This window comes from Flagellimonas hymeniacidonis, assembly GCF_008040165.1.
Taxonomy (GTDB): domain Bacteria; phylum Bacteroidota; class Bacteroidia; order Flavobacteriales; family Flavobacteriaceae; genus Flagellimonas; species Flagellimonas hymeniacidonis.
The window spans coordinates 115,236-131,169 of the sequence record NZ_VRUR01000002.1 but is presented as its reverse complement, the minus strand read 5'-3'; the positions used below and the strand labels follow the sequence as shown (position 1 = coordinate 131,169).

The window sequence follows — 15,934 nt, the reverse complement described above, 5'->3', positions numbered from 1 at the left end:
CTTACACTTTAACTAAAAAGTGAAGTAGTAATCCACATGGTTTTGGTTAATTTTAGGCATGCTTCTAAATGTATCGTACAATGATAAAAAAATCAGCAGAAAAATTGACGAAGCTGTTGGCATGCCTTTTACCTTAAAACAACGTTTTGCTTTAGGCGGAATCGGCTCACCCAAACTTTTTATTACTGAAACAAGTGTTGAAATCCAAAATCTACTGATTCTGGACAATAACCTGAACACATGCAATATAGAAATGCGTCCAAAAGGAATCATTGTTCGGTTTAGGTCTTTGCTGGAAACGTATGGTCTGGTCATTCCCTATTATAAACTAAACTTGTACAAAGGCGATTTTGCCGTCTATTCCATTTACAAGGATAGCTATTTTATAAAGGTAAAATCGGACAACAAGGCCATCCAAAAATATTTTAAGAAACTATTGGATTACAAAGCGGATAACGCTCCCACTTCCTTAGAAGATCTTTAAAACATAAAAAAGCCTAACTTTAATTACAGTAAAATCCGTAGTGTGGAACAAGTAGCATAAAAACTGCGCAACAAAGTAATCAAGGATCATGTTTAGCAAAAAACCGAAAATTGAAGTAAAGCCAAGTCCCGCTGACAAAAAACTGATAAAGCTAGGATGGATCATTGTCATTCTAAATGTACTTTTGGTCCTTGTTTTTTATTATGACCTCCCAGATACCATCCCAACGCATTTTAATCTAAAGGGTGAAGTAGATGGGTACGGCCATAAATCTGTCCTTTGGATTATCCCGATCATCAGTGCTACGCTATATTTTGGATTAGGGTTTTTTGTTACTAAAATGAAACCCTATTATATGAATTTCCCTGTAAAAGTTACCGAGAAAAATGCACCGAAACTATACGCATTGGGGCTGCGGATGATTGCAGCAATGAATCTAGCTTCCGTTGTTGCCTTTTTGCTTACCACACTCATTATGCTCCTAAAAATAAAAGGGGTTGTAGGCACTCTGGATGTGCAACTCTTATTGGGATCATGGATAGTGGTTGCATTACTTCCATTTTTATATATCTATAAGATGTACACCATTTCCAAACAATGAAAATTTTTCTCACTGGAGCCAACGGTTATATTGGTATGCGATTATTGCCCCGTTTGCTAGAACTAGGGCATGAGGTTATCTGTGGGGTACGCGATCAAAAACGCTTGTCTGTAGATAAAAAGACAAGAGAACAGATTCAAATTATAGAAATTGATTTTTTAGAGGAATCACAAAAGACACGCATACCAAAGAATATAGATGTTGCCTACTACCTTATCCATTCTATGACTTCTTCCATAGATGATTTTGATGAAAAGGAAGCATTGGCCGCCAAGAATTTTAATTCCCTAATCTCAAAAACCAATGTAACTCAAGTGATTTATTTGAGTGGGATTGTTAACGAGGAAAAGCTATCTAAACATCTAAGCTCGCGAAAGAACGTGGAAACCATTTTATACCAAGGCAATTTTAACCTTACTGTATTACGTGCTGGGATTATTGTAGGTTCGGGAAGCTCTTCTTTTGAAATCATACGTGATCTTTGTGAAAAACTTCCCTTAATGATTACCCCTAAATGGGTATTGACCAAATCGCAACCCATTGCCATCCGTGACATTATTAACTTTTTGACCGGGGTTTTGGGAAATACTAAAACCTACAACCAATCCTTTGATATTGGTGGGCCCGATGTACTTACATACAAACAGATGTTGCATAAATATGCTAAAATTCGTGGCTTTAAAAACTGGATTTTAACTGTGCCAATCATGACACCAAAACTATCTTCCTATTGGCTTTATTTTGTTACCTCGACCTCTTATAAGTTGGCAATAAACCTTGTAGATAGCATGAAAATGGAAGTTGTTGCCAAGGACAACCGATTGCAACAACTCCTAGGCATTGAAACCCACAGCTACGAAGCAGCAATAAAAATGGCCTTCAAAAAAATTGAGCAAAACTTGGTTGTTAGTAGTTGGAAAGACAGTATTGCAAGTGGGCAAATTCATGAAGATTTAGAAAAATACATTCAAGTCCCTAAATATGGAGTCTTGCAAGATATAAAGTCCATTACAGTAAAGGACAATCATCATGCTTTAAGCAACATTTGGAAAATTGGCGGGGAAACAGGTTGGTATTACGGTAATTGGCTTTGGAAAATTCGAGGGTTTCTGGATAAACTCAACGGAGGTCCAGGACTGCGACGTGGCCGTACCCATCCAGATAAAATATTTCCAGGGGATGCATTAGATTTCTGGCGAGTCCTTTTGGCAGATAAAAAGGGAAAACGACTATTGCTCTTTGCCGAAATGCAAATGCCTGGGGAAGCATGGCTAGAATTTAAAATTGATGAACAAAATACGTTGCATCAAATTGCCACCTTTAGACCAAAAGGACTTAGAGGTCGATTGTATTGGTATAGCGTACTCCCTTTTCACTATTTTATTTTTAGTGGTATGATTAGGAATCTGGCCAAAAGCTAGTTTTTGGAACAATCCTTGTTACAAATTCCCATAAAATTCGTCTACACTAAATGCAACCATTTTGCCTTTTGTGTTGTCTATATAAAAAAGCTCACAATCAAAATAACGAATCAACGTCTATGCGTAAATCAATACTTTCTTTCTGTATCTCACTTTGTATGGGCGGTGCCGTTGTTGCACAGACCATTAGTTCCAAATTGGTAGATGCCAAAACCCAAAAAGGTATCCCTTATGCCACTATACAATATGGGGCTCATCAAGGAGTTATCACCAATGAAGAAGGCCGCTTCAGTTTTGTATTGGACCAAGAAATTGCTGAGCAAGATTCCATTTATGTCTCCTCCATGGGCTATCAAAAAACAGGATTCACCCTAGCGCAACTGCAAGACAGCATCATCACCATTACTCCCAAAGCCATTGAACTGAGCGGAGTTTATTTGTTTGATAAGGAATTGGATGTAGACGAGATTATGGAACGGGTTGAAGACCGACTCCCCACAAATTATAACAAAGCACCCCTAAAACAACGCTTCTTTTTAAGGCAATCTAGTTTTAATACGGTGCAGAAAATGGGGATTGAATTCAAAAAATCCACCATTGCCGAGCTAGACAAGCATTTGATTGACAGCATCGTTTCCATTCTCCCAAGAAATTCTTCCTATTACACAGAAACTTTAGGCGATTATTATCAAAACGGGGAAGAGAATAAATTGGAGATTATAAAAGCGGCCGAATTGTACGACAAAAGTAACGAGGGATCTATGGAAGCGCTGTCCGACAAAATGGAAGCCATTTTTAGGGCCAATGTAAAACCAGATTCGTATCTAAAGATAAAATCGGGGATTTTTGGCGAAAAAGTACCATTGGATTCCATTTTTGAGGAGAAAGAAGAGACCGATGAACTGGAGGGCGAGCTGAAGAAGCCTGAAAAAAGTGATTTTTTGGGGAACCGCAAATATATTTTAAGTGAGATTACCGACCAGTTTTTTGGAAAGTCCAAATTAGATGTGGCCAAAAAGCTGCACCGCTATGAGTATGAACTTTTGGGCTATTCTGAACTGGAAAACCAAGGGGTGTACGTGGTGGGCTTTGCCCCAAAGGGACGTGCTGATTTCAAGGGCAAGCTCTTTGTGAACATCGAGAATTTTGCCATTATGCGCATGGACTATGAAAATATAAAAACCATCAAAAGCATTAAGCTATTGGGCTTTAGCTACCAAGAGCTGAAATATTTTGGCAGTACGGTTTTCTCCAAGTTTGATGGAGATAAGTATAAACTAAAGTTTATGAACTTCACCTTTGGACGAAAAATGGGAGTTGACCGCCCCTTAAAGGTGATTGAGAAGAACAAACATGTAAAGGGTCGCAGAAAACAGAACGAACTCTCCCTTGCCTTGGATATCGTCAACTATAATACTGAAAAATACGAACTGGTAGTTTTTGATTCTGATGTATTGTCCAAAGCCAATTTTGAAGCCTTAAAAGAGGATGAAACCATAAAGGCTACCTATTTATCAGCCTATAATCCTGAGTTCTGGAAAGGCTATACCATTATGGAACCCAACCAGGCCATACGGGAATTTGTGGTTGAGGGGGAGTAATTTTATTTGACAGGTTCAGGATGACAGCTTGATTTGATTAAGGCAAGTAATTACCATTTTCAATTCCACTCAAAATGACAGCCGCCCATCAATCAACAAAGGAACGGTTTCAAAATTTTCCCTTGCTATCATACCGAACTTGTTTCGGCATTCGATAAAAATGAGACTTGAACCAGTTCAAGGTAACGGCTTAAGTCTTTGGCAAGAACACCTCCGCCATCATGCAACGGGCAGAACCTCCTCCACAGGTTTCAATGGTATCCAAAGGACTATGGATAATGTTACAATGCCTTTCGATGGCTTCCCTTCGGGACTTGTCCAAACTATGGTACGCCGCGGAACTCATTACCATAAAACGCTCATCATTTGCCCCAATAACTTGAAGCATATTTCCTGCAAAATGGTACATCTGTTCTTCGGTAATGTCAATGATTTCCTTACCGTCTTTTTTTAAATGCTCCACCACATTTTTTCGCTCCTTTTTATCGTCAATGGTATCCAAGCAGATTACGGCGAAAGTCTCAGCCATAGCCATCATTACATTGGTATGATAGATAGGTAGTCGCTCCCCATCTACAGTTTGATTTGCAGTAAATATGACCGGAAAACAATCAAAATCTTCACAAAATTCGATAAAAAGCTCCTCATGGGCTCTTTCCGACAGTGCACAATATGCTTTTTGGTTTATCCTATCCTTTAAAATACTGCCCGTGCCCTCCAAAAACACATCTTCTTCCTCAGCAGCGGTGTAGTCCACAACATTATTTATGTTAAAACCGTGTTCTTCCAAAATATCGAAAATATCCTCTCTACGCTCTTTTCTGCGATTCTCTGCAAACATGGGGTACACACAAACGGTTCCACTGTTATGAAACGAAATCCAGTTGTTTGGAAATATAGAATCTGGGGTGTCTGGCTCTTTTTTATCATCAACCACGATAACATTTACCCCATAATCTCTAAGCTTGGTCACAAAATCATCAAACTCTTTTTGAGCTTTCATGTTGATTTCGTCATTATTTATACTTAATTCTTCTTGAAAATAATTGTTTACGGCCGTCTGCTCGTTCATTCTAAAATTGACGGGCCTAATCATTAAAATGGTATTGGTTACTTGCATCGAAACGATTAATTTATGCTCTTATTAATGGTAAAGTACTGCAGCGAAGAAGTCCTTCTTGTTTGGCGATTTCGGCGTATGGAATTTCCTCAACAGTAAAGCCTTGTGCTCTTAGCCAATGGTTCAAACGGGTAAAATTCTTTTCTGAAACAACCACTTCTGGAGAAATTGAAAACACATTGCTGAACATATGGTACATCTCATCTTTGGTGATTTCAAATATGTTTTCTTTTCCAAAATAATCAACCAACCATTGGTATTCTTCTTCTACCAAAAAACCATTCTTGTGTAAAATAGCTTTGTTTTTTCCAATAGGTTGGAAGCAACAATCTAAGTGCAAAGCGTTTTCTTTGGCAATGGTATTGGATTTTCGCAGTTCGAAAGACTTTACTTTTTTATTGGGAAACTGCTCTCTTATATAGTCCACTGCTTCTTTATTGGTCCTGGCCGTAATATAGTCTGGATAATCTTCCCCCGTATAAGTACCGATAAAAATATAATCGTTCCAAGGCATAACATCGCCTCCTTCAATATGCACCTCCTCCGGTGGGCGAATGATCTTGTTTGGGTCGATTTTATCCAAGATATATTGAATGGCTTCAAATTCCTTTTCACGATCGGGCAAAATATTGGAGTGAAATAGTTTATCCTCTATTACAAAGGCAATGTCCCTAGAAAAAATTTGATTGCAATCCTTTAAAATTGAGGGCCTAAAGACCTCAACTCCATGTTTTTCAAAAACCTTGGCAAAAGCATGCATCTCTTTCACCATATCAGCTTCTTTGGGATATGTTCCCGCAAGGATATGTTCCAATGATTTTGGATCATACGCTTCCTCAACAGTGGGGGTTGGACCACAGCTTTCTGCAGTTCCTAAAACTACCGCCTTAAGCGGACTTGTTTCATCTACAATATGCAATTGCATCATATCTTCTGTTTTCAAACCAAAAGTGTCATCCAATTTGTAATTGGAGGAAAACCTTAAAAATTCTATGGCAAAACTAGTGCTTTACTAGATATTTTCCATTTAGAAAAGCATAAAAAAAGTCAATCAAAATAGGGCTTTTTACAAATGAAATTATGAATTCCCATAATTTTAATAAGTATCTGGTTATTAGTATTTTATATTAAAAATATTTTATCAATTTGTATGGAAAAGTAATGCAATTTAATAAGATATTATTACTTTTAGTTCAAGCAAAAACCTCTAGAATGAAAAAAGCTATTCTCCCTTTTCTTCTTGTTGCGATGATTGGTGTTGGACTGGTATCTATGAACTCTTTTTCTGGTAAAAACTATTTTTTGCAGAAGTCTGATATTAATGAAAATGAAGACGCTGACTATGCTACAAAATACTCCGATTGTATTAATATGGAGAATTCCCCCAGGTTCTCAAAAAGTAAAGCCGAACTAGCCTTAATAGATCAAAATGCTTTTATAGATGAAGTAAATGGGTGCTTAAAAAAGTACCGACTGTCTTTAGATTCTACGGTCAAAAATCTAAGTACTATTGATGCCCATGAATTCTTGCATAAGGAATATGAGCGCTGTAAAACCAAAATCAGTGATAAATCCTTATCTGAAATTGAAATATATTACCATTTAGGAATTATGCAAATATGTTATGACCAAGATAAATCCCTGAATTTGGATTCTGACAATGTTGCAAAGTTGTAATACCTAAAAAGAGTGGCTATTTATTAAATAGCCACTCTTTTTTATAATGTGTATTCAGTACCTCTGTTTACCTCTTATCGACTTTTACAAAAGGTCTAAGGTTTTCACCAATGTATATCTGTCTTGGTCTTCCTATGGGTTCCCCACGAAGACGCATCTCACGCCATTGGGCAATCCAACCAGGTAATCTTCCCAAAGCAAACATTACCGTAAACATTTCTGTAGGAATTCCTAATGCACGATAAATGATCCCAGAGTAAAAATCCACATTGGGATACAGCTTTCTTTTTACGAAATATTCATCTTCCAAAGCCTCCTTTTCCAGTCCCTTGGCTATGTCCAAAATGGGGTCTTCAATTCCTAGGCTTCCTAGTACTTCATCAGCTGATTTTTTAATGATCTTAGCTCTTGGGTCAAAATTCTTATATACACGGTGACCAAAGCCCATTAATCTAAATGGATCGTTCTTGTCCTTGGCTTTTGCCATATACTTTTTGGTATCGCCACCATCTTCTTGAATGGCTTCCAACATTTCCAATACAGCTTGGTTTGCACCACCATGCAATGGTCCCCAAAGTGCAGAAATGCCCGCAGAAAGCGATGCAAAAAGACCTGCATGGGAAGACCCCACTATCCGCACTGTGGACGTAGAACAGTTTTGCTCATGATCTGCATGTAAAATTAATAGCTTATCCAATGCGTCGATGGCTATGGTATCCTTCTTATACTCTTGATTCGGCTTTTTAAACATCATTTTATGGATGTTTTCCACATAACCCAAAGTATCATCACCATAGTCCAGTGGCAATCCTTTCTTTTTTCGTTGTGCCCAAGCTACTAGGACTGGAAATTTAGCCAGAATACGCACAATGGATTTGTACATCGCACTTTCCGAAGAAACGTCAACAGAAGTTGGGTTAAAAGCAACCAAAGCACTTGTTAAGGAGGAAAGCACTCCCATAGGATGCGCTGACTTCGGAAAACCATCCAAAATCTTTTTCATCTCCTCATCTACATGAGATTCTTCTTTAATATCATTATGAAAGGTAGTAAGCTGTTCCTTGTTAGGTAATTCTCCAAAAATCAAAAGGTAGGCTACCTCTAAAAAATCGGCCTTCTCTGCCAAATCCTCAATGGAATAACCACGATAACGTAAAATTCCCTTTTCTCCGTCTAAAAAAGTAATTGCACTCTCACACGAACCTGTATTCTTATATCCTGGATCAATAGTTACAATTCCACTAGCTGCCCTAAGGGTTTTTATATCTATAGCCAGTTCATTCTCAGTACCTTTGATAACAGGCAGTTCGTATTTTTCACCTCCATATTCAAGTATCGCTTTGTCAGACATTGTATGATTTAATAGATTAATAAAATAGAAACGGAAAATTACGAAAAAGCACTGCCATTAACAATTTTCCAAACCTCAATTATGGTGTACTTTACCATAAGTTATATAGGTCGCAAATGATGCTTGTAGCTAACTAAAATTATATAAATATTTATAGTAGTTGTCTACAGATTTTTCCCATGTAAACCGCATTTTTTTTGCAGCTGTTTGCATTTTTTTCCAAGTCGGCTTGTCATTCGCATACACATCGAGTGCTACATCAAAACACTCTAACATGTTTTTAATTTTTTCGTCGTAGGTATCCCCATCAAAACTGAATCCTGTTTTCATATGTGTTACAGTATCCTTTAATCCTCCTGTATGATGTACTAAACATGGATTTCCATTACGCATTGCCAACATTTGACTTATTCCACATGGTTCAAAAAGACTTGGCATGAAGTAAAGATCAGATTCCAAATAAATGGAATCTATCAGGTTTTCCGATTGGCCATTCGTGAAAATGAAGTTTTTATGTTTATAACTCAATTCTCTAAAGAGTTCTTCATATTCTGGAGCTCCCGTGCCTAAAAGCATGAAAATGCCGTCTACTTTCTTCAATTTTTCCAAGATAGCCACAAACGCTTCTGGTGATCTTTTGAAAAAGTAAAACTTTTGCTCTGTTAACCTAGCAACACTTGAAACAATAAATTTGGGTCTGTTATCCACATATTCCATGGTTTTCTCGCCAGTATGAGCAAGAAAATCCGCCTTGTACTTTTTCGATTCTTCCTGCAACCATCTAAAAAGTGCCTTTACCGTATTTCTGTAGATAAACCCTTTTTCTTCTTTATTGATATTTTTGTAATTGCAGCCGTTTAAAATTCCGAAGAGCCTTCCTTCTTCTTCCGCCTTTTGCAAATCCTTTTCAAGACTTTCTCCGCCAATAAATTCTGGAGGGGAACTAGGCAGTAGCACATCATCTTTATAGGAAGGGGAAACCGTGTGAACTGCATCTGCCAAGCGAATTCCTACCGCCATAAGATTGATACAATCTTGGTAGCGATAATCCATTAAGGCCATATAATCAATGGTTATATCAGGAAACCAGTTCTGTAGGGATGAGTAATTGTCTTTAAACGGGCGTATCCCCTGAATTGCGAGGTTGTGAATACTATACACAACACGAATGTCCTTGATTTTTTTATAGTCCTTGTGGTACGCTCTTAAAAAAAGAAATAAACTGGAATGCCAATCATGCAAATGAACAATATCCAACTTTCCAAAAGCTTTTTCTTTTATGGCTTCAGCCACCGCAGTGCAAAAAATGAAGTATTTTACGGCATCTGTGAAAAAGGGCTCTTCTGGGTCGTTATGATAAATATGGGCAATATCACCTGCTTCAATTTCTGGATGATGTATGACATAATGAATAATATTGGGGTATTCCTTCTTTGGTTTTACCTCATAGAGTTCTGCTGTATATGCCAATCCCCTTAAACTAAAGTTTAAGGTGGTTTTAAAGACACCATCTTGGTGAAGCCTGCTATAAGAAGGCACTACTACATGAACCCTATCTCCTCGCTCCGAAATTTGCCTGGGCACATCCCGGACCACATCACCCATACCCCCCGCTTTACAATTGGCCAAGGCATCATTTTCAGCGGCAACAAAAAGGAAATTATTCATTAGGCAAGTCTTATTAGGCAATTTGGTTTATCCAATCAAGTTAACCAAAGTTTATTAGTGAACAAAAAAAAGCCTTTCTCATTTTGGAAAGGCTTTTATAATGCTAAAAAATCATTAAAAATTAGTTGATTTTGAATGCTTTTTCTTGAGGGTAATATGCAGTGCTCCCCAGCTCTTCTTCTATTCTGAGTAATTGATTGTATTTTGCCATTCTATCACTTCGTGACGCAGAACCTGTTTTAATCTGTCCTGTATTTAACGCTACGGCCAAATCTGCAATAGTATTATCTTCTGTTTCTCCAGAACGGTGAGACATCACGGAAGTATAACCTGCATTTTTCGCCATGTTTACGGCAGCTATGGTCTCTGTTAAAGTTCCAATTTGGTTTACTTTGATAAGGATTGAGTTGGCTATGCCATTTTCAATTCCTCTGGATAGTCTTTCTACATTGGTCACAAATAAGTCGTCACCAACCAATTGTACTTTGTCACCAACTTTATCTGTCAACATTTTCCAACCGTCCCAATCATTTTCATCCATTCCATCTTCGATGGATATGATTGGATATTTTTCGCAAAGGTCAGCTAAGTATTGAGCTTGCTCTTCGGATGTTCTTACTTTTCCTTTATCCCCTTCAAATTTGGTGTAATCGTATTTACCATCTACAAAAAACTCTGCTGATGCACAATCCAATGCAATCATTACATCATCCCCTAATTTGTAACCTGCTTTGGCAACAGCTTTTGCAATGGTATCTAAAGCATCTTCTGTTCCACCTTCCAAATTTGGCGCAAATCCACCTTCATCTCCTACTGCTGTACTTAATCCTCTGTCATGAAGTACTTTTTTTAGGTTATGGAAAATTTCAGTCCCCATTTGCATGGAATGGCTAAAGTCATTTGCTTTAACCGGCATGACCATAAATTCTTGGAATGCAATTGGAGCATCTGAGTGTGACCCTCCATTGATGATATTCATCATAGGAACTGGTAGCGTATTGGCGCTCACACCTCCTACATATCTGTATAACGGCATTCCCAATTCATTTGCAGCAGCTTTTGCAACTGCAAGTGAAACTCCTAAGATGGCGTTAGCTCCCAATTTGGATTTATTTGGAGTTCCGTCCAAAGCAATCATAGTCTCATCTATATGATTTTGCTCAAACACAGACGTGCCCACCAATTCTTCCGCTATCGTTGTATTGACATTGTTCACTGCGTGGCCAACTCCTTTTCCCATAAAAGTGTCACCTCCATCTCTGAGCTCAACAGCCTCATGCTCTCCTGTAGAAGCGCCAGATGGCACTGCAGCTCTTCCCAAAATTCCATTTTCGGTGATTACATCTACCTCTACTGTTGGATTACCTCTTGAGTCTAAAATTTGTCTTGCATGAATATTGATAATAATGCTCATCTGAACTTAATGTTTATGGTTGAAATTAATTCGGCAAAGATACAAAAGGAGACCCTCTTTGCTCTATGATATTACGCATAAAACACTGATAATTACCTAAAAATCCACTACAACGTTTTAGTTACGACTAGTCTTGATTGCTTCAAAAAATTGGTCGAACAAGTAGTCTGCATCATGTGGTCCAGGACTCGCTTCTGGATGGTACTGTACCGAAAACACATCTTTATCTTTCATTTTTATCCCTGCCACCGTTTTATCATTAAGGTGTACATGTGTAATTTCTAAATCTTTATTGGCTTCAGTTTCTTTCCTATTGACTGCGAAACCATGATTTTGGGATGTTATTTCTCCCTTACCAGTTACTAAATTTAAAATTGGATGGTTGATTCCCCTGTGTCCGTTATGCATTTTATACGTAGAAACGCCATTGGCAAGGGCCAATACTTGATGGCCAAGACATATTCCAAATAAAGGCTTGTTGGAATCTATCATTCCTTTAGTTGTTTCAATAGCATCGGTTAACGGTTCTGGATCCCCAGGTCCATTTGAAACAAAATACCCATCAGGATTCCATTCTTTCATTTCTTCAAATGGGGTATTGTATGGGAACACTTTGATGTATGCGCCTCTTTTGGCCAAGTTTCTAAGTATGTTCTTTTTGATGCCAATATCCAAGGCAGAAATCTTGTATTGAGCATTTTCTTCACCATAATAATATGGTTCTTTGGCTGAAACTTTTGATGCAAGTTCCAATCCCTCCATACTAGGTACTTTTTTCAACTCTTCTTTTAACGCATCTATATCATCCACCCGTGTAGAAATTAAAGCGTTCATAGCTCCATTATCACGTATGTAGCTTACCAAAGCTCTGGTATCCACATCAGAAATGGCGAATAGGTTATTTTTATCCAAAAACTCTAACAGGCTCATATCTGCACTCGGTCTAGAATACTCATAACTGAAGTTTTTTACGATGAGTCCGGCAATTTTAATGGAATCTGATTCCACTTCGTCTACATTGGTTCCGTAATTACCAATATGGGCATTGGTGGCCACCATTAACTGTCCAAAGTAGGATGGATCTGTGAAAATTTCTTGATAGCCTGTCATTCCAGTATTGAAACATACTTCGCCCACTGCGGTACCTTCTTTGTTCCCAATGGCCTTGCCATAGAAAATTGTACCATCAGCCAATAATAACAGTGCTTTTTTCTTTGTGTGATACTTCATTGCGATTTTTAATTTCGAGTTTGACAAAAAAACATAAAAAAAGGATAAGTTTTCACTTATCCTTTTTCTAATTATCTAATAGTTAATAACATCTTGTTATTCTTCTGAATCATCTGCTGTTTTTGTTTCAGCAACTGGAGCAGCTGCTTCAACTTTTTTACCTCCGCCTCTTCTACTTCTTCGAGTCGTTTTCTTGGCAGGTTTGCCAGCATTGTAGAGTTCGTTAAAATCGACCAACTCTATCATCGCCATATCGGCGTTATCTCCAAGACGGTTACCCAACTTGATGATTCTAGTATATCCTCCAGGCCTTTCTCCAACCTTTTCAGCTACAGTTCCGAACAATTCGGTGATGGCATACTTACTTCTAAGGTTGCTAAAAACAATCCTTCTGTTGTGCGTGCCTTTTTCTGTAGTCTGATTATTCTCTGTTTTGGCCTTGGTAATCAACGGTTCTATAAATTGCTTCAATGCTTTTGCTTTGGCAACCGTGGTGTTGATTCTTTTATGTTCTATTAGGGAGCATGCCATATTGGCCAACATTGCCTTTCTGTGGGCAGCTGTTCTTCCTAGGTGATTAAATTTCTTTCCGTGTCTCATGTTTTTGTTTTATCATCTTGCTACCTGACTCGTAAAAACGAGGAGCAAAATATGATTACTTAATCTTTGTCCAATTTATATTTGGATAAATCCATTCCAAACTGAAGACCTTTGTTGATAACCAACTCTTCTAGTTCGGTCAATGATTTTTTACCAAAGTTTCTGAACTTCATTAAATCATTTTTGTTGAAAGAAACCAAATCTCCCAAAGTATCTACTTCAGCAGCTTTAAGGCAGTTCAAAGCTCTTACGGACAAGTCCATGTCTACCAATTTGGTTTTCAACAATTGACGCATATGCAATGATTCCTCATCGTATGTTTCCGTCTGTGCGATTTCATCAGCTTCTAATGTAATACGCTCATCGGAGAACAACATGAAGTGGTGAATTAAAACTTTAGCAGCTTCGGTCAATGCATCTTTAGGATTGATAGAACCATCTGTTAAGATTTCAAAAACCAATTTTTCATAATCGGTCTTTTGCTCTACCCTAAAGTTTTCGATGCTGTATTTTACATTCTTTACTGGAGTGTAAACAGAATCAACCGCAATGCTTCCCAATGGGGCATTGGATTTTTTGTTTTCTTCTGCTGGAACATATCCACGTCCTTTTTCGATAATAACCTCTAGGTTAATATTTACTTTAGGATCCATGTTGCAGATCACTAAATCTGGATTCAATACTTGGTATCCTGAAATGAACTTCTGGAAATCTCCGGCAGTCAATTGTTCTTTTCCGCTAACGGAAACAGAAACTGTTTCGCTCTCAACATCATCAATCTGTCTTTTGAAACGAACCTGCTTAAGATTCAATATCATTTCTGTAACGTCTTCAACAACGCCAGGAATAACAGAAAACTCATGTTCAACTCCATCTATACGAACAGAAGTAATTGCAAAACCTTCCAAAGAGGAAAGTAAAACTCTTCTTAGCGCATTTCCAACTGTTAATCCGTAACCGGGTTCCAAAGGGCGAAATTCAAATTTCCCTTCGAAATCGGTTGAATCTATCATTATAACTTTATCGGGCTTCTGAAAATTTAGTAATGCCATATTGGATTAATGTTGATTTTATTTAGAGTATAACTCGACGATTAATTGTTCCTTGATATTTTCAGGAATCTGCATTCTTTCTGGAACGGCTACAAAAGAACCTTCTTGCTTTTCAGTATTCCAGGTAATCCATTCGTAAACACTGCTGTTATTGGCCAATGAATCTAGTATAGCTTGTACGGACTTAGATTTTTCTCTAACTCCAACTACATCACCAGCTTTTAGGGAGTATGAAGGAATGTTTACTATTTCACCATTTACAATGATATGTCTGTGCGAAACCAATTGTCTAGCACCGCTTCTTGTTGAAGAAAGTCCCATTCTATAAACCACATTGTCCAAACGGGATTCACATAACTGAAGTAAAACCTCACCAGTAACTCCTTTGCTACGGTTGGCTTTGTCAAAAAGGTTTCTAAATTGTTTTTCCAAAATACCGTAGGTATACTTGGCTTTTTGCTTTTCCATTAACTGGATTGCGTATTCAGACTTTTTACCACGGCGTCTGTTGTTTCCGTGTTGTCCTGGAGGGTAACTTTTCTTTTCGAAGGCTTTATCGTCTCCGAAAATCGCTTCTCCAAACTTTCTAGCGATTTTTGATTTTGGTCCTGTATATCTTGCCATCTTCTTTAGTTTTGAAAGTGTGATTATGAATTAAGGCTTATCCTTCGATAATCTCTAGTACACTTTCGTGTGAAGACCCTTTTGGGCCATTATAATTAATAATTAAACTCTTCTTCTTTTTGGAGGTCTACAACCGTTGTGTGGTAACGGAGTAACATCAACTATTTCTGTAACTTCTATTCCTGCATTGTGGATAGAACGGATAGCAGATTCTCTACCATTTCCAGGTCCTTTTACAAAAACCTTTACTTTTCTAAGACCTGCTTCATGTGCAACTTTAGCACAATCTTCAGCGGCAACTTGAGCAGCGTAAGGAGTATTCTTTTTAGAACCTCTAAAGCCCAGTTTACCAGCAGAAGACCAAGAGATCACATCTCCTTTTTTATTGGTCAAAGAAATAATAATATTGTTAAATGACGCGGTAACGTGTGCTTCACCTGTAGATTCTACAACTACTTTGCGCTTCTTTGTTGTTTTAGTACTTGCCTTTGCCATATTTTTTTAGTTTCTAGTGTTAGTTCTTAGTTATTGGAATCCTAGACTTTTACATTTCAAACAGATTCTTCTAACGTCTAAATACTAATGACTACTTAATTATTATTTAGTTGCCTTTTTCTTGTTAGCAACTGTTTTTCTTTTTCCTTTTCTAGTCCTAGAGTTGTTTTTGGTACGTTGACCTCTAAGTGGCAAGCCAGATCTATGACGAATTCCTCGGTAACATCCAATGTCCATCAAACGTTTGATGTTCAATTGTGTTTCTGAACGAAGTTCACCTTCAATAGTGAAAGAGGAAACAGCTTCCCTGATTCTTCCTATTTCATCATCATTCCAATCTGAAACTTTAGTATCCTCACTTACTTGGGCTTTCTCCAAAATCTCTTGGGCCCTACTTCTACCAATTCCGTAAATGTAGGTAAGTGAAATAACTCCACGCTTTTGTTTAGGTATATCTACACCTGCGATTCTTGCCATAATTACCCTTGTCTTTGTTTAAATCTAGGATTCTTTTTGTTGATTACGTATAATCTGCCTTTTCTGCGTACTATCTTGCATTCGGCACTTCTTTTCTTAACTGATGCTCTAACTTTCAT

Annotated in this window: 17 protein-coding genes; 5 read left to right on the top strand and 12 right to left on the bottom strand. The window is 37.7% G+C overall.

Annotation, left to right across the window (positions count from 1 at the left end; translation table 11 throughout):
• Positions 1-58 precede the first annotated feature (58 nt).
• The 4 genes from FVB32_RS09495 (at position 59) to FVB32_RS09480 (ending at position 4,107) form a co-directional block, all read left to right on the top strand.
• Entirely contained in the window at positions 59-484 is a 426-nt protein-coding gene (locus FVB32_RS09495; protein ID WP_147743564.1) for a hypothetical protein, read from the top strand.
• Positions 485-572: 88 nt separating this feature from the next.
• Positions 573-1,085: a DUF1648 domain-containing protein gene (locus FVB32_RS09490; protein WP_147743563.1), complete on the top strand. Its 513-nt coding sequence runs from the start codon at positions 573-575 to the stop codon at positions 1,083-1,085.
• A complete protein-coding gene (locus FVB32_RS09485) occupies positions 1,082-2,506 on the top strand; it encodes an SDR family oxidoreductase (protein ID WP_147743562.1) in 1,425 nt (474 codons plus the stop codon). The genes FVB32_RS09490 and FVB32_RS09485 overlap by 4 nt, the downstream gene beginning before the upstream one ends.
• A gap of 119 nt (positions 2,507-2,625) precedes the next feature.
• Positions 2,626-4,107: a peptidase associated/transthyretin-like domain-containing protein gene (locus tag FVB32_RS09480; RefSeq protein ID WP_147743561.1), complete on the top strand. Its 1,482-nt coding sequence runs from the start codon at positions 2,626-2,628 to the stop codon at positions 4,105-4,107.
• A gap of 190 nt (positions 4,108-4,297) precedes the next feature.
• Here the strand turns inward: FVB32_RS09480 and ctlX are convergent, their stop codons facing one another.
• Together ctlX and FVB32_RS09470 are read right to left on the bottom strand one after the other, a co-directional pair.
• Positions 4,298-5,227: a citrulline utilization hydrolase CtlX gene (gene ctlX / locus FVB32_RS09475; RefSeq protein ID WP_147743560.1), complete on the bottom strand. Its 930-nt coding sequence runs from the start codon at positions 5,225-5,227 to the stop codon at positions 4,298-4,300.
• Positions 5,228-5,240: 13 nt separating this feature from the next.
• A complete protein-coding gene (locus tag FVB32_RS09470) occupies positions 5,241-6,155 on the bottom strand; it encodes a dimethylarginine dimethylaminohydrolase family protein (protein WP_147745041.1) in 915 nt (304 codons plus the stop codon).
• Positions 6,156-6,439: 284 nt separating this feature from the next.
• On the opposite strand from FVB32_RS09470, the gene FVB32_RS09465 reads away from it, so the two are divergent.
• Positions 6,440-6,904 (top strand): hypothetical protein, encoded by a 465-nt coding sequence (locus FVB32_RS09465; RefSeq protein WP_147743559.1) that lies wholly within the window; start codon positions 6,440-6,442, stop codon positions 6,902-6,904.
• A gap of 67 nt (positions 6,905-6,971) precedes the next feature.
• Here the strand turns inward: FVB32_RS09465 and FVB32_RS09460 are convergent, their stop codons facing one another.
• From FVB32_RS09460 to ykgO, 10 genes are all read right to left on the bottom strand, one after another.
• The gene (locus tag FVB32_RS09460; protein WP_147743558.1) at positions 6,972-8,255 is read right to left on the bottom strand and encodes a citrate synthase; all 1,284 of its coding nucleotides are present in this window, start codon (positions 8,253-8,255) and stop codon (positions 6,972-6,974) included.
• Between the two features lie 129 nt (positions 8,256-8,384).
• Positions 8,385-9,923 (bottom strand): glycogen synthase, encoded by a 1,539-nt coding sequence (locus tag FVB32_RS09455; RefSeq protein ID WP_147743557.1) that lies wholly within the window; start codon positions 9,921-9,923, stop codon positions 8,385-8,387.
• A gap of 121 nt (positions 9,924-10,044) precedes the next feature.
• Positions 10,045-11,337 carry a phosphopyruvate hydratase gene (gene eno / locus FVB32_RS09450; RefSeq protein ID WP_147743556.1) on the bottom strand — a complete coding sequence of 431 codons (1,293 nt, stop codon included), beginning with the start codon at positions 11,335-11,337 and terminating at the stop codon, positions 10,045-10,047.
• 117 nt (positions 11,338-11,454) lie between these two features.
• Positions 11,455-12,567 (bottom strand): glutamine-hydrolyzing carbamoyl-phosphate synthase small subunit, encoded by a 1,113-nt coding sequence (gene carA / locus FVB32_RS09445; RefSeq protein ID WP_147743555.1) that lies wholly within the window; start codon positions 12,565-12,567, stop codon positions 11,455-11,457.
• 96 nt (positions 12,568-12,663) lie between these two features.
• On the bottom strand, positions 12,664-13,167 hold the full coding sequence (gene rplQ, locus FVB32_RS09440) for a 50S ribosomal protein L17 (protein ID WP_147743554.1): 504 nt from the start codon (positions 13,165-13,167) through the stop codon (positions 12,664-12,666).
• Positions 13,168-13,226: 59 nt separating this feature from the next.
• Positions 13,227-14,219, bottom strand: coding sequence for a DNA-directed RNA polymerase subunit alpha (locus FVB32_RS09435; RefSeq protein WP_147743553.1), 993 nt, complete (start codon positions 14,217-14,219; stop codon positions 13,227-13,229).
• An 18-nt stretch (positions 14,220-14,237) separates the two neighbouring features.
• Complete coding sequence (rpsD, locus tag FVB32_RS09430; RefSeq protein WP_147743552.1) at positions 14,238-14,843, bottom strand: 30S ribosomal protein S4; 606 nt, start codon at positions 14,841-14,843, stop codon at positions 14,238-14,240.
• Between the two features lie 102 nt (positions 14,844-14,945).
• On the bottom strand, positions 14,946-15,338 hold the full coding sequence (gene rpsK / locus FVB32_RS09425) for a 30S ribosomal protein S11 (protein WP_147743551.1): 393 nt from the start codon (positions 15,336-15,338) through the stop codon (positions 14,946-14,948).
• A gap of 102 nt (positions 15,339-15,440) precedes the next feature.
• Complete coding sequence (gene rpsM / locus FVB32_RS09420) at positions 15,441-15,815, bottom strand: 30S ribosomal protein S13 (protein ID WP_147743550.1); 375 nt, start codon at positions 15,813-15,815, stop codon at positions 15,441-15,443.
• Positions 15,816-15,817: 2 nt separating this feature from the next.
• Entirely contained in the window at positions 15,818-15,934 is a 117-nt protein-coding gene (gene ykgO, locus FVB32_RS09415; RefSeq protein ID WP_073370549.1) for a type B 50S ribosomal protein L36, read from the bottom strand.

Excerpts from the sequence above, each read along its gene's own strand:
- FVB32_RS09495 (WP_147743564.1), top strand. The coding sequence starts at position 59 with ATGCTTCTAAATGTATCGTACAATGATAAAAAAATCAGCAGAAAAATT.
- FVB32_RS09485 (WP_147743562.1), top strand. The coding sequence starts at position 1,082 with ATGAAAATTTTTCTCACTGGAGCCAACGGTTATATTGGTATGCGATTA.
- FVB32_RS09435 (WP_147743553.1), bottom strand. The coding sequence starts at position 14,219 with ATGGCATTACTAAATTTTCAGAAGCCCGATAAAGTTATAATGATAGAT.
- FVB32_RS09460 (WP_147743558.1), bottom strand. The coding sequence starts at position 8,255 with ATGTCTGACAAAGCGATACTTGAATATGGAGGTGAAAAATACGAACTG.
- rplQ (WP_147743554.1), bottom strand. The coding sequence starts at position 13,167 with ATGAGACACGGAAAGAAATTTAATCACCTAGGAAGAACAGCTGCCCAC.
- eno (WP_147743556.1), bottom strand. The coding sequence starts at position 11,337 with ATGAGCATTATTATCAATATTCATGCAAGACAAATTTTAGACTCAAGA.
- FVB32_RS09490 (WP_147743563.1), top strand. The coding sequence starts at position 573 with ATGTTTAGCAAAAAACCGAAAATTGAAGTAAAGCCAAGTCCCGCTGAC.
- rpsK (WP_147743551.1), bottom strand. The coding sequence starts at position 15,338 with ATGGCAAAGGCAAGTACTAAAACAACAAAGAAGCGCAAAGTAGTTGTA.
- FVB32_RS09455 (WP_147743557.1), bottom strand. The coding sequence starts at position 9,923 with ATGAATAATTTCCTTTTTGTTGCCGCTGAAAATGATGCCTTGGCCAAT.
- FVB32_RS09465 (WP_147743559.1), top strand. The coding sequence starts at position 6,440 with ATGAAAAAAGCTATTCTCCCTTTTCTTCTTGTTGCGATGATTGGTGTT.
- ctlX (WP_147743560.1), bottom strand. The coding sequence starts at position 5,227 with ATGCAAGTAACCAATACCATTTTAATGATTAGGCCCGTCAATTTTAGA.
- FVB32_RS09480 (WP_147743561.1), top strand. The coding sequence starts at position 2,626 with ATGCGTAAATCAATACTTTCTTTCTGTATCTCACTTTGTATGGGCGGT.
- carA (WP_147743555.1), bottom strand. The coding sequence starts at position 12,567 with ATGAAGTATCACACAAAGAAAAAAGCACTGTTATTATTGGCTGATGGT.
- rpsM (WP_147743550.1), bottom strand. The coding sequence starts at position 15,815 with ATGGCAAGAATCGCAGGTGTAGATATACCTAAACAAAAGCGTGGAGTT.
- FVB32_RS09470 (WP_147745041.1), bottom strand. The coding sequence starts at position 6,155 with ATGATGCAATTGCATATTGTAGATGAAACAAGTCCGCTTAAGGCGGTA.
- ykgO (WP_073370549.1), bottom strand. The coding sequence starts at position 15,934 with ATGAAAGTTAGAGCATCAGTTAAGAAAAGAAGTGCCGAATGCAAGATA.
- rpsD (WP_147743552.1), bottom strand. The coding sequence starts at position 14,843 with ATGGCAAGATATACAGGACCAAAATCAAAAATCGCTAGAAAGTTTGGA.